The 19763-nt window shown below is 61.1% G+C and carries 10 protein-coding genes and 1 tRNA gene; 2 read left to right on the top strand and 9 right to left on the bottom strand.

Annotated features, from left to right (window positions below):
- Positions 1-847 (top strand): sensor histidine kinase (locus tag BTIS_RS11865; RefSeq protein WP_158216871.1); only part of this gene is annotated, 847 nt, incomplete at its 5' end.
- Positions 848-2362: 1515 nt separating this feature from the next.
- Here BTIS_RS11865 and BTIS_RS07695 read toward each other — a convergent pair.
- The 3 genes from BTIS_RS07695 to BTIS_RS12105 form a co-directional block, all read right to left on the bottom strand.
- Entirely contained in the window at positions 2363-6433 is a 4071-nt protein-coding gene (locus tag BTIS_RS07695) for a lipid II flippase MurJ (protein WP_420807014.1), read from the bottom strand.
- A gap of 92 nt (positions 6434-6525) precedes the next feature.
- On the bottom strand, positions 6526-8856 hold the full coding sequence (locus BTIS_RS07690; RefSeq protein WP_143248907.1) for a DUF6049 family protein: 2331 nt from the start codon (positions 8854-8856) through the stop codon (positions 6526-6528).
- A gap of 87 nt (positions 8857-8943) precedes the next feature.
- Positions 8944-9705 carry an NUDIX hydrolase gene (locus BTIS_RS12105; RefSeq protein ID WP_094664208.1) on the bottom strand — a complete coding sequence of 254 codons (762 nt, stop codon included), beginning with the start codon at positions 9703-9705 and terminating at the stop codon, positions 8944-8946.
- Between the two features lie 76 nt (positions 9706-9781).
- Here BTIS_RS12105 and BTIS_RS07680 point away from each other — a divergent pair, with 76 nt between their 5' ends.
- Positions 9782-11206, top strand: a complete 1425-nt coding sequence (locus BTIS_RS07680) for a CCA tRNA nucleotidyltransferase (protein ID WP_094664206.1) — start codon at positions 9782-9784, stop codon at positions 11204-11206.
- A gap of 50 nt (positions 11207-11256) precedes the next feature.
- Here BTIS_RS07680 and BTIS_RS07675 read toward each other — a convergent pair whose 3' ends face one another.
- The 6 genes from BTIS_RS07675 to BTIS_RS07650 all read right to left on the bottom strand — a co-directional run bounded on the left by BTIS_RS07675 (position 11257) and on the right by BTIS_RS07650 (position 17553).
- The gene (locus tag BTIS_RS07675; RefSeq protein WP_094664204.1) at positions 11257-11892 is read right to left on the bottom strand and encodes a LytR C-terminal domain-containing protein; all 636 of its coding nucleotides are present in this window, start codon (positions 11890-11892) and stop codon (positions 11257-11259) included.
- A 75-nt stretch (positions 11893-11967) separates the two neighbouring features.
- Positions 11968-12894: a 4-(cytidine 5'-diphospho)-2-C-methyl-D-erythritol kinase gene (locus BTIS_RS07670; protein WP_094664254.1), complete on the bottom strand. Its 927-nt coding sequence runs from the start codon at positions 12892-12894 to the stop codon at positions 11968-11970.
- 17 nt (positions 12895-12911) lie between these two features.
- The gene (gene rsmA / locus BTIS_RS07665; RefSeq protein WP_094664202.1) at positions 12912-13892 is read right to left on the bottom strand and encodes a 16S rRNA (adenine(1518)-N(6)/adenine(1519)-N(6))-dimethyltransferase RsmA; all 981 of its coding nucleotides are present in this window, start codon (positions 13890-13892) and stop codon (positions 12912-12914) included.
- A 239-nt stretch (positions 13893-14131) separates the two neighbouring features.
- Entirely contained in the window at positions 14132-15715 is a 1584-nt protein-coding gene (locus BTIS_RS07660) for an aggregation-promoting factor C-terminal-like domain-containing protein (protein WP_094664200.1), read from the bottom strand.
- Between the two features lie 745 nt (positions 15716-16460).
- A tRNA-Thr gene (locus tag BTIS_RS07655) sits at positions 16461-16537 on the bottom strand.
- 68 nt (positions 16538-16605) lie between these two features.
- A complete protein-coding gene (locus BTIS_RS07650; RefSeq protein ID WP_094664198.1) occupies positions 16606-17553 on the bottom strand; it encodes a DsbA family protein in 948 nt (315 codons plus the stop codon).
- Positions 17554-19763 lie beyond the last annotated feature (2210 nt).

Here is a 19763-nt window from a genome sequence, read left to right as displayed (position 1 = left end):
GGTTGCAGCTGTTATCTGGTTTGCGCAAATAGTAGGAAAGATATTGTATAGACCGGCATTCTTCGTCGACGGAGAAATTGTTTCTTTTACTACATTCGTAGTTCTTGTTTTTCTGTCCGGCTTTTTCCTCAGAAGGCAAAAAATTGCCAATGAGGCACTTGCGCAAGTAAAGCGACAGCAGCAACTGAACGTTATTGCCAGAAATCTCCATGATTACGTAACCAACGATCTCGTGGATGCGTCATTGTCACTGAATCAGATATCTGGTTTCTCGAATTCAAATGAGAGCCAGATCGGCATGCAGAACGCCATACGTTCTATTGATGATGCGCTGACTCAAACGCGTCGAATAATTCGCATGTTGGAACAGTCTCAGGCTGATAATCAGTCGGTAATTGGCACTGGATTTCATACAAGTTTACGAAGTATATATGCCATCTGTGATGGCGAACAACGGCATCTCAATAGTGTTGGTATTTCTGGGACAGTCTTATTCCCTCAGGATATGAATATTCCTCTTCATCGAGAAGATGCGCGATTCATCAAGGATCTGTTTCGCGAGATATTCGGGAATATTCGTAAATACGCGGATCCGGCATTGCCGTATTCCATATCGGTCGGTATTAACGATCGTCACGAGGGGCAACGGATACTGCTGATCGATGTTGCGGATATGCCGAAGCATGATACGCAATCCAACGGGGAGATCACATCAGGCATGCATTCGGGGTTGGCGCGATACCGTCAGGCGATATCCGAACGTGGAGGAACGTTCGCGGTCGAGGAGCCGGATGGACTATGGGTGCTGTCGATCAAACTCCCGTTGCAAACCGATCCAGAACCATAACCGTAGCCGATGAGCACCGTAGCCAATGAGCAAGCTTGGTTACGTTCTCTACTCGAATCATGGCCGATCGAGCTCCTCGGTGTTTATGAGTCGTATGCGTGCGTCAGATAAGCACTGAGTGGTTTCCCAGGTGCTTGTTTTGGGGCGTACTTGCGTCGGATGAGCATTGGGCGGTTTCCTGAATGCTTGTTTGACGTATGTATGCGGCGTATAGGCATCGGATGGTTTTTCTGGGTGTTCCTCTGACACACGTATGTGCCGAATAAGAACCGAACGATTTCTGGGATGCTTATGCGTTGTATGCGTGCGTCCAATGAGCATCGGACAGTTCTCTCGATGCTTATGTGGCGTACGCATGCGTTGCATAAGCATGGGACGGGTTCCTGAATGCTTATTGGACGTATGCATGTGTCGGATAAGCATTCAGGCGGCTTCCGTGGTGTTTGTGGCGGCTTGATCTATACGTGTACTGGCTTCGACAATGGCGGGGGCAGGGTTTATGCGGATTCAGTGTGTGCATGTTCGGACCCGCAGCGTGGCAGGGCGCTTGCTGCGGGTTTGTTGAAGGCGATTGTTGGACCCGCAGTGGGAAGAGGCGTTTGCTGCGGGTCTTGAGTGGAGTCGTGACGGACCCGCAGTGAGGAGTTGCGTTTGCTGCGGGTTGGTTCGTGATCATGATCAGACCTGCAGTGAGAGGACACGTTGACTGCGGGTTTGTTTGCAATCATGATCAGATCCGCAGCGGAAGCGTGTCGGGTTGGGGTGGGCGAAACGTAGGCAGATACGTAACTGACGGGTACGATATTCGCTCTTATATGAACGAGATCGTACGGGCATCCATTCTCTGTTGATCGTACCGCGCCAAAGCGAAACGGTCAGCTAATACGGGGTGCCGATGTGAGCGTACTGACTGGACAGGGCTGAGACGGAACGGGGCAGCCGAATCGAGATAGGTAGGGTTATGCCATACCGAACCGTGCGAACCAGATCGGACTGAGCTGAGCCGAGTAGGGCACGACAGAGCGAAGCAGAATAGAGACGAATTGGACCGAGACGGACCAAAACCGAACCGGATTGAGCGGGAACGGTTTGGTTCGGAATGAACTATGTTGAGATGATCAGGATTGAACTGAGCCGATCCAGACCGGGTGAACCGGTCTGAACCGGACCGGACCGACCTGAACTGAGCCAAGTCATACCGAACCGGGACGGGACAGACTGAAGCGAAGCAAACTGGGCAGAGCCGAGTAGAGACAGATCGGCTTGCACCGGCTCGGACTGGACCGGACCGAGTAGTACGGCGAGGAACTGGGCCGAACCGAGCCGAACCGAGCCGAATCAGACCGGACCGGACCGGACTGGATTGGATCGAATCGAATCAAACTGGACTGAACCAAGCCGGACCGGGACTGGACTGGGACTGGACCGAGCCGAACTAGGCCGAAGTGGGATAGGCGGACCGAAACCGAATCGGTATGGGACGATCCGCCTAACGCACAGGACTAGTACACGGGACTAGTACACCTTGACGCTGTTGAAGTAGAGGCCGCCTTCGGGGGTGGTATCCACGGGCACCCAGATGACGAGGTCCTGCGTCTTCACGATCTTGTTGAGCTTCACCTCGGTGGTGCCGCTCGGGTCGAACGAGAATTCGCCCACCAGTTCGCCGCCGGTCGGGTTGCCGCTCGTCGCACCGGCGTACACCTGCGCCTTGCCGCCCGACTGCCTGATCGACACGACCAGTCGCGACACGTCCTGCGGCTGCGTCAGACGGATGTGCCATCCGCGGCCGTTGTACTGGCTCGTACGACTGACGAACGTCTGCGACGAGGTGGCGTATTCTGTCGTGTTCTGCGGCTCCTCGGTCTTCTTCGGATCGGGGACCTTCTTCGCGTTCTTATCCGCGGTGATCAGCGTGGGCACGGCCTCGGAGGACGTCGTCTCCGACGGCTTCGCGGACGCAGACGGAGACGCGGCGCTCGCGGAACCGGACGGCGAAGCCCCCGCCGACTGCGTGGCACCAGGGAACGCCACATCGGACGAATTGAACGACGGCCACGCGCTGGCCTTCTGCTCCGCGCCCTTGGGCGAGAACAATCCCAAAGCCGCCGCGGCACCCAGGAAGATCACCAGCAGCGCCACCACCGTAGCCACGACGATCGCTATGCGCTTGCGTCCCAGTGTGCGCCTGGCTTCCGGGGCTGTCGCGTTTTCGACCGGTTCAGGCGTCTCCATATACGACGGCGGATTGACCGGCACCTGCGGCTCAAAGCTCGCCGGCAGAGGCTCGATCACCATGGTGGCCTCCGGATCATCGACAGCGCCAGCGCCACCGTCAGCACCGGCCCCCGCACCGCCACGCTGGGCGGCACTCTCCGCCGGCTCAAAGCTCGGCGGCGCCACCTGTCCACTCACACCATGCGGCAGCGGAACGGCCTCAGGATCGCCCTCCCACGTGTCCTCGTCGCCAAAATCATGGGCATCGCGGGCGGCACGAATCGCCGACACATCCAGGCCCATCGTCGGACGGCCACTGAAATCCTTGCCTTCCTGAGGCATGATGCCCAGCGGACGCCCATCGTCCTCGAAATCGCTCGGATCGACGTCATCCACTTCGCCGCTCTTGGAGAACAGCTGATTCGGCCGCCACGTCATCTCACTCGGCTGTTGCGCGATCTGCGGCTCGCTCACCGCAAGGAACGACTGCGGAATCGGTACAAGGCTCGTCTCATTCGCAGGACGGAACTCCGCCAGCTTCACCGACGGACTGGAGGGATGCGACGGGATGGCGATGTCGTCACGGGTCAGATCGGTCATCGGCTTCCATATGCCGAGCAGCGCCTCGAACTCGTCGAGCGTGCTGATCGGAATCGGCACATCATGATCACGATCGTGAATGCCCAGACCGCGTGCACACAGGATCTCATACTCGTCGGGAGTACCCTCCGGCAGCTTGGCGAGCGCGTTCTCATCGGAAGGGTCGAATACGTGCCCGGTAAGCGCCTGATACAGCACTGCGGCGATCTGACGGATCACCACGGACTCGGAGTCGGGATTCTCACCGGCGTGACGCAGCAGCGGAGGCACGAGCGCGGCTGAAATCGGAGCATCGGCCAGCGTCACGCTCTGCGATGTCATACGGATCGTCGCCGCGGAGATGGCACGATGATTGAGTCCGGAGCGGCGCAGCGACTTGGCCGCCTCAACGGTTTCACCCATGATCGTGCGGATGGCCTCCACGCTCAGCGCCTGCGTGGACGCGTCGGCGTTATGCGCCAGATAGCGTTCGAGTGAGATGCCGTGGTCGAGATCGGTGACGATGATGCATGCGCCCTCGTCGGAACGGATCTGCTGGATGGGGGTGAAGTGCTTGTTGTGGCTCAGTGTGAGCGCGCTCGCCACGTCGTTCGCCATACCGGCGATGGTGGAGTCGGTGATCAGGAAGAGCTGGCAGTCCTTGGCCATCACACTGTCGTTCGCCCGCCAGACCGAGATGCCGGTCTCCTCACGCAGGATCTGTACCAGCGTATAGCGGTCGATGAGAGTGTCTCCAAGTCCTGGCTTCATAGTGTCGCTGCTCTTCCCTGCGAATAGATCAAGCTGTTGATGGGCTCTAGTCATTCTATAAGTGGGACTGCCCGATGGAATGCGGTCCGCAATGACTGGTGCCGGATGAGTTCCCGTTGTGGACGGGCCTCCGGTCGTGACGTTCCGTGATCCGTTGGAATCGTTGGAATTATTGGGTACCGTCGGGGTGACTGGTGTACTGACGGGTGTACCAGCCGCCGCGCCGACGGGCACACTGACAGGCGCATTAACGGGACCGTCGGATGGCTCTGTCGGACCGTTTTCCGGATTCGGGTCATTGCCGCCATCGTCGATAGGACCGTTGTCGCCGTTGTCGCCGTTGCCGGAATCATCCGACTGCTCGCTTGCGGTCTCATTACCCGTCGCGCTCGCCGCCGCACCACCGCGATGCAGGAACCGCCGCCTGACCGCATCGATCAGCGACGTGAACTCGTCCACGCGCAGCACCACCAGCAGCAGCGCATACACGCCGGCAGCCACGATCGTGCCCACGATGCAGATGATCAGCGAATCGATCCAACCCATATGACCGTCGAACGGGCCGACGTCGACGTGCAGCAGACGCATGACCGGCTTGCACGCCAGCCAGCAGGCCACGCCGGCCGCCACGCCTGCGATAATCGCCTTGATGTGCATGACGACGATCCGTCGCCCATCCAACGAGCCGCCCATACGTTTGCGCAGCCGCAGGAAAATGAACGGAATCGTCAGAATGTACGCGAGGCTGAGCGCCAGACCCACCAGCGTGGCCCACTGCTGCGGCGGTGCGATCATGATTGCCGGCAGCAGCAGCGCCATCTGCACCGCGTTCTCCAACAGGGCGAACAGGAACGGACTCTTGCCGTCCTCGTAGGCGTAGAACGTGCGTTGAATGAGCAGGAACGCGCTGATCGGCACCAATCCGATCGACAGCGTGACCAGCGGTCCGGCGATCAGCAACGCGTCATGTACGTTGACCGACGGCAGCAGCGCGCGCGTGATCGGCACGGGCATGGCGATCAACGCAGACGAGAAGAACACCATCGACAGACCGACCGTACGCAGCGACGAACTGAGATCCTCACGCGCGGTGGTCACATCGTGATCGCTGATCGCGCGCGACAGTTTGGGGAACACGGCCGTGGTGATCGACACCGCGATCAGTGAGTACGGCAGGATATACAGCGAATACGCGTACTGATACGAGCCGTTGCCGGCGATGTTATACAGATCATGGCCGGCGTGCGGCGCGCCCGTGTTGATCTGCGACGTGACCATGCCGACGACCAGATTGAGTACGGTCATGGCCAGACTCCACGCGGCCACCTTGCCCATCGAACGCAGACCGATGCCGTGCAGACCCCACTTGGGACGGTAATGCAGACCGATGCGCATGAGCGGCAGGAACAGGATCACCGCCTGGAACGCCACACCCAGCGTCCACGTGCCCGCGGTGAGCAGGATCTTGTCCTCCGTCCAGAAGCTCATCGGCATGCGATCGGCCTTGCCGAACAGCAGGATGAACGCGGTGAAGCCGGCGCAACTGATCACGTTCGCGCCCACCGAGCTCCACGCATACATACCGAACCGGCCCTTGGCGGCGAGGATCTGGCCGAGTACCAGATACAGGCCGTAGAAGAAGATCTGCGGCATGCACCACAGGGTGAACGCGTTCACCAGCGCTCGCTGATCGGGAGCCCAGTTCGGATTCACGTACAGTCGGGTGACGAGTGGCGTGCCCAGCATCATCACGGCGGTGACGGCGATGAGCAGCGTGATCGCCACGGTGATGAGTTTGTTGAGTCGTTCGTTGGCGTCCTCATGCTTGAGCGTACGCACGATCTGCGGCACGAGCACGGCGTTGAAGATGCCGCCCGAGATCAGCGTGAAGATGACCTGCGGGATCATCGAGCCGGTCTGGTAGGCGTTGGCGGCGATGCCGGTGGTGCCGATGGCGGCAGCCAGCAGGATCGAACGAATCTGTCCGGTAACGCGTGAGGCCGCCGTGCCGGCGGCCATGATCAGGGAGTTGCGTCCTACGGAATTCGATTGTTCCGAAGATTGTCCGGAACCGTTATCGGAACTCGTGGAGTTTACGGAACTCTGGGAACTCATTCGTCGGGATCCTTTACACGGTGGAACTGTCGCCACAGGCCCAGCAGGCCCAGCAGCACGGCGAGCGCGAGAATCGCGTAGCCGCTCCAGTCATTGATTTGCAGAACGCTGGTGATCTTCGCTTCGGCGGTATCGCTGACGGGCTGCCCGTTGGCGTCCTGCAGTTGGATGCGTACGGTGGCCGTGCCGGAGTTGAGCACGCGGATGGTGAGCGTGGACTGCACTTCGGAGTTGGCGGGGATGGTCAGCTCCTGTCCGGAGGAGGAGACGATCTGATCCGAATCGGTGCTGGCCATGAGTCGGACGCGCACGGCGTACGGGTGACTGTTGCCCACGGTGACGGGCATGCTCGCGCTTTGGCTCACGATGTTGATCGAGTCGGGCTTGGCCACGGTGACGCCGGAGAACAGTCCGTCGGCGATGCGTCCGGCGGCCTTGACGAGCCGCTGGTCGTTGATCGTTGAATCGGTGAACGATTTGAGGGCCAGATCGGTGTAGGCCGCGCGTAGTGAGGTGACCCAGCGGGATGCGCCTTCGCTGAGTTGATCGGTGCCGTCGGAGTCTTCCTCGGTGCCGGTGGAACCGTTGTTGTTGGAATTGCCGGATGCCCCGGAAGCGCCGGATGCTTCGGTGCTGGTGGGTGCCTTGGCCAGTACGGTGTTCGCGAACCGGGAGATCTCCGCGTAGGTGTCGCGAAGCGAGAGGACCTGGGTGTTCAGCCGTTCGACGGTGGCGGTGGTCGCGTTGGGGTTGTCGGCGGATTCCTCGATCGTGGGCACTTCGTTCGCGTGCGCGGCGGCGTCGCTGCCGCTGACCGACGGCTGGGCCTGCATCAGGTCGTCGAGGCTGCCGAGGTTGAGCCAGGAGCAGGATTCCAGTTGCGTCATCAGCGCCTCGATCGTGTTGGCGCTTGCGCCCGTACCGAATGAGACGAGCAGGTTGCGGGTTTCGTATGGACGCTCCATCTGGTAGAACGCGCTTTGCGCTACGAACCGTGCCATGCGACCGGCCGTGGTGCCTTCCGCCTGCAGTGCCGCGTCGGACGAGGTGGCGGAGTCCTGCGCGAGGGAGCTGAGGTCACGCTGTGGGGTGAGTACGGTCATGTCGCCGGCGTCGGTGGGCACGACCATCTTCGATGTGCGTACGGCGGTGGGAGAGTCGGCGTCATAGTCGGTTTCGGCGACCACGGCGGTGTATCCCTGTGATTTTGCGGCGGTGAGTGCGCTCATCGTCCACGAGGCGGTGGACTGCCAGGCGATGGTGGCGGGCGTGGTCTTCTCATCGCCGGTGACGTCATGATAGAGATCGATGGCCGTGCCGGCATTCCACAGATCGTCGGTCAGCCCGGCCTCCTTCCAGGGCAGGGTGCTGGCGGTCTGCGACTGGAACGCGAGATCGAATCCACGCGGCTGCATCAGTGCCGCGATCTGCGGGGTTCCGGAGAACGAAGTGAGATACGACGGATCGGCCACGGTCTGAATGGCCGTGTGTCGGCGCAATGTGGCGGCGAGCGCGGACTGGTTGCGACGCTGGCGGTCGGTGAGCGAGGTGATGGTGGTGGACTTCGCCACGGCCTCCGCGTTGGCGTTGGCGTCGTTGGTGCCGGATGCGCCGGTTGCGCTCTGGTCGTGGGTGAGCAGGTTCTGCACATCGTTCGTGCTCACCTGCCATTCCGATTCGGTGAGTGGCAGCGCCATGGTCAGGTTCAGCTGTGGCGTGGCGCCGACGTTGAGTCCGTCCTGCGTGCGCGTGACGAATGAGTGGATGCCGGCCGATACGGCGTCGCCGGTGGAGTTCTGCGACGAGTACGTGATGTTGAGCGGCTTGGCTCCCCAGGAGGTGAACTGGTCGAGCACACTGCCTGAGTTGTTGTCGTTTCCTGAGTCGTTACCGGATGATTTCGATGCGGTCAGCGTTACGGTGCGGCTGCCGCCGGCTTCGATGGAATCCACGGTGGCGGAGGCGAGCGTGGTGTTCAGTCGGCGCAGTCGGGCGTCGGCGGTTGATCCGTCGGCCCAGGACTGCATCAACGAACTGGAGCTGAACGAGTATTTCGGATTGGTCAGCACTTTCACTTCACCGGAGGCGAGCATGCTGTTGGTGCCGTTGCTGATCGTCACCACGGCGGTATAGTCGTCGGTGCCGTTGATCACGGTGCTGGTGCCCGATTCGATACTGACCGAGACCTTGCCGGTGGTGTCGGATTTGCCTGCGGCGTCGGCGGCATACGTGGGGGTGACTCCGACGAACACCATCGCGAACGCGATCATCATGGCGAGGCAGACGTCGATGATCGCATGCAGACGTCGTGATGCCCCGATGGGCATGGTGCCTCCGCTGCGGCCGGTATGGCCTCCGGTATTCACAAGCAAAACGGCCCTTACTTCTAGACTTTCTGGCGACTTCCAGCGTTGTTATTTCTTCGCGTTGCTCTTATGCTTTCGCGCGTACAGCCACGCAATCCTACGTTCGTTAGGATAGCTCAGGACGTCACTTAAATCATCAAAACGTACCCAGATGGCGTCCTCCGCCTCATGATCGGGGTCTCCCTCCACGGTGAGCTCCCCGCTGATGCGACGCAGGGCGTAATGATGCACGAGCTTGTGCACACGCTGGGCGGTGCCGGTGAACCAGTAGTCGATGGTGGCGATGGAGGTGATCACCTCACCGAGGATGCCGGTCTCCTCATGGACTTCGCGCACGGCCGTCTGCTCGGGCGTCTCGCCCTTTTCGATGTGGCCTTTCGGCAGACACCATTCCAAATGGCCGGAACGGGAATGACGGGCGATGATCGCCACGCGGTCCTTGTCGTCGAAGATCAGTCCGCCGGCGGAATACTCGCGCACCACAGGGAGTTCACGGGCGTCAAGCGAAGCGAACGTGGTGGGCTGCGTCTGCTTCTTCGCCATGAGCGCAGGCGTGGGTCGCATCGAAATCGGGCTGTCGGACACTTCACGCACATCGATCTGCGCCTCGACATATTCGACTTGTCCTTCCGGCAGTCGCAATGTGATACTTTGTCCATATTTCGGCGTCTGCGAGCTGTACAGAGGACGCAGTTCATACGATTCGACGTCATCGTCAAGAGGGTCGTAAACCCCGTCATTTTGGGTATGATTGCCCGAAGAACTGGCGGCACGGGCCATCATGCGCGCAACATCCCCGGGAGTAGTCATACCTTCTACAATACGCAAAACAATGTGCAGGTGGGGTAACGGTAAGCTTGATTGCGCACAGCGAAAGGAGCATGGAGTGGGATTCGAGGTATGGCCTGAGGCCATTGAACTGGGCGAGCTGTTCAAGGAACAGGGCTACGAACTGGCGCTCGTGGGCGGGCCCGTACGCGATCTGCTGCTGCATCGCCGTTCACACGACCTCGACTTCTGCACCTCCGCCAGACCGGAGGAATTCGAGCCCATCCTGCGCAAGTGGGGCAACGGATTCTGGGATATGGGCCGTAAATTCGGCACGCTCGGCGCAATGAAAAAACGTGCCGACGGCAGTGAAATCGGCGTGGAGGTGACCACCTACCGTTCCGACAAATACGATCCCGAATCGCGCAAGCCGGAAGTCAATTATGGCGACAGTCTCGAAGGCGATCTGTCACGACGTGACTTCACCGTCAACGCGATGGCGCTGCGCGTGCCCGAATGCGAATTCGTCGATCCGTTCGACGGTGCCAACGATCTGAACAAGAAGATTCTGCGTACGCCCGTCGATCCACGTCAGTCGTTCGACGACGATCCGCTGCGTATGATGCGCGCCGTGCGATTCGTGGCGCAGCTCGGATTCCGCATCGAACCGGAGACCGCCGAGGCGATCACGGCCATGGTCGACCGCATCGAGATCGTATCCGCCGAACGTGTACGCGACGAACTGACCAAGCTGCTGCTGAGCGACAACCCGCACGCCGGTATCGAGGCGCTTGTGGAATCCGGACTGGCCGACATCGTGCTGCCGGAGATTCCCGCGCTGCAGCTCGAACTCGACGAGCACCACCGCCACAAGGACGTCTTCCAGCACACGCTCATGGTGGTGGACCGCGCGATCGCGCTCGAAACCGGTCCCGACGGCCCGGTGCCCGCTCCCGATCTGACGCTGCGAATGGCCGCGCTCATGCACGACGTGGGTAAGCCGCGCACGCGCAAATTCGAAGCCGGCGGCAAGGTGAGCTTCCACCATCACGATCTGGTGGGAGCCAAGATGACCCGCAAGCGGCTCAAGGCGCTGCGCTTCGACCATCACCTGGTGGAGGACGTGGCCGATCTGGTGGCGCTGCACCTGCGTTTCCACGGATACATCGACGAACCGTGGACCGACGCCGCCGTGCGCCGGTATGTGCGTGACGCCGGGCATCTGTATCATCGGCTCAACCGGCTCACCCGCGCCGACGCCACCACGCAGAACAAGCGCAAGGCACGCATGTTCTCCGAGGCGATGGACGACATGGAGGCGCGCGTGATCGAGCTGAAGAAGAAAGAGGATATCGACGCGATTCGTCCCGACCTTGACGGCGACGAAATCATGCAGATCCTCGGGCTCGCGCCCGGACGTGAAGTGGGCCGCGCGCGCAAGCACATGCTTGATTACCGACTCGACAACGGTCCCGTGGAGCATGACGAGGCCGTCGCCGAGCTCAAGCGCTGGTATGCGGAGGAAGGGGCACCGGAGGCCTGATCTTGGCTTGATGCCCACCTAAGGTCTGCCTAAGGTCTGGGGCTGGAGGCCTAGTTCACGGCCTCGTGGTCCACGGCCTTGGGCAGGTCGCCGAGCTGATCGGCGGCCTTGCATCCCTCGATGGATTTGAGATCGGAGTCGGTCTTGGTGGCGATCTGGTCCTCGTCGACGAGGTCGGAGAACGTGGAGCCGATCACCACGTCGATCAGCTTGTCCGTACGGTCGTCCATACGCAGAATCGCGTCGTTGAACTGGCCGGCGAGCGTGTAGGCCTCATTGATGGTGCTCTTGCCGAACCGGATCTCCGTGCGCTTGATCGTGACGGTGCCGGGATAGTTGGTCACGCCCTTGGACACGAAGCCGCGGTTGGTCAGGGCCTCGCTCACGGCGTCGGCCAAACCGACCTTGTCGGTGCCGTTGAGCACGCGGACGTTGATGACGCTCGGGTTGACGGCCTTGGCGGTGGCGCCTTCAGCCGCAGTGGGGCAGGGGGCGGTCACACCGTAGTTGGGCTGGACTGAATTGGCGCTCGTTGCGGTCTTGCCGAGCACGCCGAAGTAGACGAGGAACGAGATAACGAGGACGATCGCCAGAGCGCCGATGGCGACGGTGAACACGATCTTCTGACGGTCGCGTACGAATTGCTGACGTGCCTTACGTTCGTCGAAGGCTTCCGGAGTCGTCATGACGGTCCTTGCTCCTTGTCTGTCTGTGATGAGTTACACATTAACCCGACTGCCTGACGGTCGGATATGGTCCGGCTACGGCAGGGAGACGATGGGCGTGACCGGGGCGGTGGTCTCGAAAAGACGATCGACGTGACGGCCGCTGATCCAGGCATGGCAAACGGCGGCGGACACGGCCTCGTTCGGTACGCAGGCCACGACGGACGGGCCGGAACCGGATACGAATGCGCTGGTTGCGCCGGCGTCCAGGGCGGCACGGATCGCCTCGCCGGAGCGCGGGTGCAGGGTGACGGCCGCATACTGCAGATCATTGGTCGGACTGCCGGGGCCCGCGCCGATCGCATCGAACATGCGATACACATCGGGCGTGCTCAGCTGCGTGTTGTAGGCACCCACGACCATGGAGCCGAGCGTGCCCGGGGCGATGTCAGGATGGCTGGCGTCCGTGGTTTCAATGACCTCGCCGTAGCCGGTGCCATGCGCGAGTCCGCCGGCAAGGCAGAACGGCATGTCCGCGCCGAGCGTTGCGGCGATGGGCTGCAGTCGTTCCACCGGCCAGTTCAGGTTCCACAGGCGATTCAGTGCGAGCAGCGTGCCCGCGGCGTCGCTGGAGCCGCCGCCGAGTCCGGCGCCGACGGGAATGCGCTTCTCCAGCGTGATGGCCACGTCAGTGGACTGACCGGCCTCCTTGGCGAGCGCGAACAGTGCCATCACGGCGTGATTGTGACGCATATCGGCCTGATCGAGGGCAAGATCACCAAGATAGGCACCTGTCAGATCAAGACTGAATCCGGTGCTGGGGGCTTTGCGCGTCACGGTGACAGTGTCGTAGATGCCCACGCCGCAGTATATGGTGTCGAGGCGGTGACGGCCTCCCCATTCGGCGTGCGGAGCGCCCACGCGCAGCGTGAGATTGGTCTTGGCCGGGCATTCCACGCGCACGCAGTCGACGCGTTTGGGCGTCGCTGTATGTGCGATCTGGGTCGGATCGATATCGTTCATGGTGCTGGTTGCGGTCATCAGGCCTCCTTGCCGGTGGTGTCCGTACCGTTGACGGAATCGGTGCCGTCGGTGTCTCCCGCCTCGATACGGGCCGCGGCGTCGGCGAGCGCGGCGAATCGATCGATGGTCAGGGTCTCGCCGCGCAGTGTCGGATCGATGTTCGCCAGCGCGAACGCCTCCTTGGGCATGATCTTCTTGAGCGCCGCGTTCAGCGTCTTACGACGCTGGGTGAAGGCGGCGTCCACCAGCGCGAACGTGCGTTGGCGTGCATCGATGTCGGCCTCGGTGCGGTCGGTATGCGTACGCGTGAACTTGACCAGCGCGGAATCCACGTTCGGTGCGGGCCAGAATACGTTACGACCAATGATTCCGGCGCGTTCGGACGTGCCGAACCAGTGGAGCTTGGCGGTGGGGGTGCCGTAGATTTTGCTGCCGGGCTGGGCGGTGAGACGGTCGGCCACCTCCTTCTGCACCATGACCACGAAGCTGTTCAGATTCGGGTAGCGTTCGAGCAGGGTGATGATGATCGGCGTGGCCACGTTGTACGGCAGATTGGCCACCAGCGTGAACGATTCGGCGCTCGCGAGCTGCGGGGTGTCGTCGGGCGTGACCTTGAGCGCGTCCTTGTTGATCACGCGGAATCGTTCCGCGGCGTTCGGCATGCGTTCGGCCACGGTCTTCGGGATGCGTTCGGCCAGCGGCGGGTCGATCTCCACGGCGGTCACGTGCGCTCCGGTTTCCAACAAGGCGAGGGTGAGGGAGCCAAGCCCTGGGCCCACCTCCATCACCTGATCGCCGTCGCCGATTTCGGCGGTGCGGGCGATACGACGTACGGTACCCGGATCGATCACGAAGTTCTGGCCGAATTTCTTGGTGGGGGTGACGCCGGCCTCGGCGGCGATGCGGCGGATGTCGGCTGCGCCGAGCAGACCGCTGTCGTCGGTGTCGGCCTGATGGGCGGCGGATTCGTTGGTCTGCGATGCGGTGGGATTTGTCATATTCGGTCTCGTGCTACGTGATGTCGGTATTGTGTCGGTATTGGATATCGGTTCGCGGTTGTTGATGGTCTGGCTGACGTGGAGGCGCTGACTGTGGCGGGTGCAGCGCCATGACGTCGTGGTGTTTGATGTCTGTTGATGTGTGCTGATGTTGTGGTGTTTGTCCCCTGCCGAGTACTGCCGGTTGGGCATGTGACTGTGCTATGGCTCTTTGGCGGTATTTGGCCTGTTTGGGCTGTTTAATACCAGTTGTACTTCTGCGAGTGAGCCCATGCGGCGTCGGGGTTGCCGTAGCGGCCGGAGATGTAGTTCAGTCCCCAGTTGATCTGGATGGCGGCGTCATCCTTCCAGTTGGCGCCGAAGGTGGCCATCTTGCTGCCGGGCAGGGACTGCGGGATGCCGTATGCGCCTGAAGACTTGTTTTCGGCGCTCCAGCTCCAGCCGGATTCCTTGTTCCACAGCTTGACCAGCGAGTCGAAGTTGGTGCCGCCCCAGCCGTACTGCGCTACGGCGCCCTTGGCATAGGTCTGTGCGGCGGATGGGGACGCATGCCACAGTCCGCTTGAGCTGCTGCCGGAATTGCTGCCGGAGTTCGACGATCCGGAGTTGCCTGAGTTCGAGTTTGAATTCGAGTTGTTGCCGGAGTTGTTGGAGCTGCCGGAGTTCGAATTGTTCGAATTATTGGAGTTGTTGTTGGAATTCGTGTTGGTGCTTGGCTTCTGCGTGGGCGTTTCCGCCGGCTTGCTGCTTTCCGACGCGGACGGCGAGTTCGACGGCTTGGACGACGGTGATTCGCTCGGCTTGGCCGATGCGGATGCCGACGAGCTGGGCTTGCTGCTCGGCTTGGCCGAGTTGGAGTCGGACGTGGTCTTGTCGGAGTCGTTGGTCTTGGAATCCGAATCGTTGGTGTTCGAGTCCGAGTTGTTCGAGTTCGAGTCGCTGCTCGAGTTGTTGCTCGGCGTCTCCTTCGGCTTTTCCGGGCCCACGGCCACCACCTGGTTGATGGCCTCCTTGGTGGTCGTCTCCTTGAGCAGCACCGCGGATTCGGCCTGACCGTCCACGAACGTGGTGTTGTACGTCTGTGTCTTCTCTCCGGCCTGACCCTGCTGACGGATCACGGTCTCGCCGGGCTGCAGGGTTTCGTCGACCACCGTCTGCGTGACGAACGGAATCGACACGGTCTTGGTGGTCTCGCCATGGGTTACACGCTTGACGCGCAGCACGGTCTGATCACCGTCCTTTTCCACGCTGACGCGATCCTCCTTGCCGAGCACGATGCCCTTGGAATCAAGAATCGACGCGGCGGGCAGCTTGCCATTCGGAGCCTCACTAGACTTGCCGTCGGCCACTACGGTCACCGGACCGTTGGCGTTGATCACGAATCCGCCGGTCAGCTGGTTATACACGTTCTGGATGTTCACGGTGACCTGACTGGCAGCCTTCTCGTTGTCCTGGAAGAATCCGAGCAGCTGGTCGGCGCTTGTGGCGATCGTCCAGAACGGCACATCCTTGCCTTCGATCGTGATGGTCGCCTGATAGGCGCTCTGCACCTTCACGACGGCATGATTGGCCAATGCGTTGCCGGACGACGACGTGATGATGTCATGCGTCTTGACCGCCACGCCCTGTTCCTGCAGCAGACGATCCACGCTCATCGCATACGTCTGTACGGTTTCCGTCTTACCGTTCACTTCCAGCGCAACGGTTTTGTGTGTGCCCACCAGGAAGCTGGCCATGCACGCCACGGTGACCGCTGCGGCGCATGCGGCCACTCGAATACGGCGTCGCGCCTGAAAACGTTGCGGAGTCCACCTACGTGCCATCAAATCCTCCTGACGAACTATTGAAACCACCCCTCATTGTATGGTGACAACCTTGACAGCCCGTGTTTCGGCGACGGAACCCTCCGAATCCCCACAATCCCAACGAATCTGGGTATAACCGGGTTATGGGGAAACCGGTCTGGGTATAACCGGGTCACGAGGGGGCTGTTTCGGGGTCCTTCATGACCCGGTCATACCCAGAACCAGGTATATGTACTGGTTTGACCCAGAGATAATCGGCCGGATATACCCAGGCCTGTGTCTGGATATACCCAGATCGGGATCTTCGAATTGTGCGGACAAGGTCCGAAAATAAAAAAGGAGAGGGGCCGGCTTAGAAGGGGGATGATTCCGGCCCCTCTCACGGACGGAGCGGGTTGGGGGATGCTCCGTCCCATGTCTCAGAAGCTGTTTTTGATGGGGGAAGCTCCTGAGTTCTTACTCGCGGTAAGTCTTTCAATCCCCTTCGGTTACAGGCGTTGTAAACCTTCGTCGTGTAAACCATATCACTCTTTATGAGGAAAGATCTACGGCGTGTTCTGCTTGTGGACAGTAGGGGAGAACCGGGGTTGCCGACGGCGTCGCGACCTTCGGATGTTCAGGCTCACATCCGCGTATAGAGTGATCGGTAACGATGAAAACAGCGTCGAATGGCTTGATTATGAATGAGATCGATCGATTGATGTCGTACAAGATCAATAACGATCGTGTCGCATGGTGATGATCGTTGCCGATTGTTGCCAAATGGAGCCTCCTGTCAGGTTCGAACTGACGACCTGCCGCTTACAAGGCGGCTGCTCTGGCCAACTGAGCTAAGGAGGCGTGCCCGCCACGCATCGGCGCGGCGAACGAAGGTCCAGTATAACGAATGAACTGGATTTAGTCGTACATCACGGGTAAAGGGGTCCCTTGTCGGAACCGATCTCCGGCAGCGTGCCGGACTGACCCACCTGAGCGGAGTCGAGTCCGATCGCCTTGAGGAACGCCGTACGCGTATCCACACTGGAATCCAGTCCCTGACGGTTCCAGTACTTGCCGTTGAACGTGACGGTCGGCGTGGTCATCTGTCCCTTGAGCGAGCCTTCGGTGTTCCACAGTTCGCTGCGCAGCGGCGTGTAATCGGCCATCGCCGTGACCCAGTCCTTGTACTGGTAGTCATTGTCGGTGGCTTTGGCGGCGACGTCCTCGCTCACGCCGGCCGCGATCATCTGCTGCTTGATGTCGTCATCACTCACCGACTTGTAGCTGGTTTCGCTCGGCTGGAAGTCCTCCGCGTACATCAGGCTGATGAACTTGAGGATGTGGTCGGGGTCGTTGTCGTTCTCCATGAGCTCGATCGTGGCGTTCGCGGTGCGCGTGGAGTATTCGTCGGTCGAGTACCGATCCATGAATCCGTTAGGGTGGATCTCCAGATTGATCTGGCCGGCATCGACCATCTGCGAGAAGGTGTCGCCCATGGAACGCTCGAAACTGCCGCATCCCGGGCACATGAAGTCCATGTACACGCCCACGGTGGGAACGCCGTCAACAGGCTTGTTCACGCCGTCCTTCGACAGGATGAAGCCGCCCTTGTCGGTGGCGTTCGCCGGCTTGGGGGAGGCCTTCTCCACCTTGGCCCATGCGGCGTTGAGATCGTCGGCGTTCGCGCTGGGATTATTCGACTTCCACACGTTGAATCCGATCACGGCCACCAGAATCACCACAATGGCCACCACGACCGCGCCGATAATGGTCTGATTGCGACGATCTCGTGCCTCCTGTTCCGCCTTTGCCTTCGCGGCCGCGGCTTCGGCCGCCTGACGTGCCTTGCGGTTGGCGGGTTTCTTCGTATTGGCCATGGATGTGCCTCGTATTCCCCTGTTTTCAATGGTTTCCGGCATGGATGACCGGGTTCGTTACAGCAGCCCTCAATATAACAGCGGAGGGTAAATAAACGGTGATGATGCCCGGGGTTGTCGCGACCGTATGGTCATGGCGTACGGTATGTGGGTATGGTCGCGGCTTGGTTCGGTTGTGCGACTTCTGTGCGGCTTCGTGTGATTACTCAGTCCAGCATGATCGGAGCCCAGTCGATGCTGCCTCCGGCGAGCAGCATGGCCACGCCGGCGAGGATAAGCACCAGCCAGATCAGCGTAAGCGTCCAGCCGCGTCGATGCGCCGACTGTTGCAATCGTTCCTGTTCCTCGGGTGGCGGCATTCCGGGAGCTCCCGCGGCGGCCAGATTCGCGTCGATCGACGGGGACGGTGCACCCAGATCGCCGCGCAGTGTTCCGGCACCCAGACGTGCGAATCGCGAATACGGTCCGAGTGCCGCGGCGAACCATGCGGCGGCCATGCACGCCATCAGCGTGAAGCCCGATGCCGAAAGCGCGCTGCCGGCCAGCAGAGGGAACCGCAGCTGCGTACCGAACGCCAGAATCGTGCCGGTGGTCGACGGCAGCATCAACGCCGTGGTGAGGAACGCGGTCAGTGCGGCGAACAGCGCCAGCATAAGCAGCGTGGGTATCACGGTCAGTGCCAGTCCCTTGATCAGGTGCCAGGGCAGGGAACCGATGATCAGCGCGCCGTCGGTGCCTTTGCGCAGACCGCCGCGCTTGTTTTCACGTTCCAGCTGCGAATTGCGCGACAGACCCATCACCGTGAATGCCCACAACAGGAATGACGCCGACATGAGTCCGGCGGCCGGCGTGCTCGCCGTAAACAGGCACAGCGGTGCGGCCAGCAGACACATGATCATGCGTCCACGCGGCACATACCAACTCCGCATGACGTCGGCATGGTCCTCGCGCGGTTGATACGGGGGTTGTTCCGGTTGCGGTTGCGGCAGTTGCTGTTGGTCGTACGGGTGCCCGTACTGATCGTATTGAGGTTGCTGATCGTACTGTTGCGCGTACGGATCAGGGGCGTAGCCCGGTTGCGGCTGTCCCGGCTGGCCCGGTTGCGGCTGGAGCAATCCGGGCTGTCCGTAGACCAGCGTCGCATCCATGTCGGGCGATGGCGGCGGTGTCGGCGCAGCCATTCCCGGAGCGCTCGCGTTCGATGCGGTCCGCGTCGGTGGCAGTACGGTCGTGGACGCGACCGGCACGCCGGTGATAGGCGGTTCCTTGGGCGGTTCGCCGATGGTCGGTGCCTGCACAAGCGTTGTGGTGCCAAGGACCGGATCAGGGCCGATGATGCGTGTCTGGTCCGGATTCGACGATGCCACGGGACTCGACGACGTCGCAGGATTCGACGATGCCACGCGCGGTACGGGCGGCTGATTCGGCGTCGACTGCACGCTTCGCGGTTCAGCCATGTGCCGGCTTGTCGCGGTTTGGTCGTTCGGCATCGGCTGACCGTTTGCCATCGCGGTCGTTCCCACCGGGCGAATGGCGGGGGCGGCTGCCGGCAGAGAATCGAAAAGATGATCCAGTTCCCCCGGCTTCTGCCGCTCATCGGACTCGTCTCCCAGCGTCTGCAGCCTGCTGAGGGGATTGGTCGCCGATTCAGGTGCCGAGCCGTTGTTGGCATTGCCGTCATCGGTGTTCAGCCAGTCGAGTTGGTCGTACGAATGCACGGGCGCGGGATAGCTCGCCGGCATGGATGCGACCGCAATGGTGTCGGCGGACGGGGGTTCCGTGGACGGTGTATCGGCATTCGTACCGTCGTCCGCGTCGGCGCTCGCAGTGGCGTATACGGTTCGTGAAGGCAGTGTCGTCGGCACGGTGTCGTCGGCACTCACGTTGTCGTTGTCGTTATCGTCGTGCACCGACTCGGGCAGTGGCGGATCGGCCGGCTGGAACGCCGGGCTGTCGGATGGCGCACGATCGACCGGCACCACACGGGTCTGCCCGGCCAGCACGATGGACGGCTTATCCACATTCCATTCCTCATCGGTGCCAAAACCGTCGTCAATGTCATCGTGGGAATAGTCATCGTGGGAATACGAGGGCTCATCGAACCGCATCGGCGATATCGATTCCGATTCGGCGGCCTCCATCAGCGAATCATTCGTGGACAATGGTTCCACGCCGATTACCTGAGTGAGTGCGGCCCGACGTTCATCAAG

The organism is Bifidobacterium tissieri, assembly GCF_002259645.1.
Classification (GTDB): Bacteria; Actinomycetota; Actinomycetes; order Actinomycetales; family Bifidobacteriaceae; genus Galliscardovia; species Galliscardovia tissieri.
This window is presented reverse-complemented; position numbering and strand designations above follow the sequence as displayed.

What these genes read in the sequence shown, in the direction of transcription:
- BTIS_RS07695 (WP_420807014.1), bottom strand. Translation starts at nt 6,433, where the DNA reads ATGGCCGCCGGCACGGCGGCCTCACGCGTTACCGGACAGATTCGTTCG.
- BTIS_RS07690 (WP_143248907.1), bottom strand. Translation starts at nt 8,856, where the DNA reads ATGCCCATCGGGGCATCACGACGTCTGCATGCGATCATCGACGTCTGC.
- BTIS_RS12105 (WP_094664208.1), bottom strand. Translation starts at nt 9,705, where the DNA reads ATGACTACTCCCGGGGATGTTGCGCGCATGATGGCCCGTGCCGCCAGT.
- BTIS_RS07675 (WP_094664204.1), bottom strand. Translation starts at nt 11,892, where the DNA reads ATGACGACTCCGGAAGCCTTCGACGAACGTAAGGCACGTCAGCAATTC.
- BTIS_RS07670 (WP_094664254.1), bottom strand. Translation starts at nt 12,894, where the DNA reads ATGAACGATATCGATCCGACCCAGATCGCACATACAGCGACGCCCAAA.
- rsmA (WP_094664202.1), bottom strand. Translation starts at nt 13,892, where the DNA reads ATGACAAATCCCACCGCATCGCAGACCAACGAATCCGCCGCCCATCAG.
- BTIS_RS07660 (WP_094664200.1), bottom strand. Translation starts at nt 15,715, where the DNA reads ATGGCACGTAGGTGGACTCCGCAACGTTTTCAGGCGCGACGCCGTATT.
- BTIS_RS07650 (WP_094664198.1), bottom strand. Translation starts at nt 17,553, where the DNA reads ATGGCCAATACGAAGAAACCCGCCAACCGCAAGGCACGTCAGGCGGCC.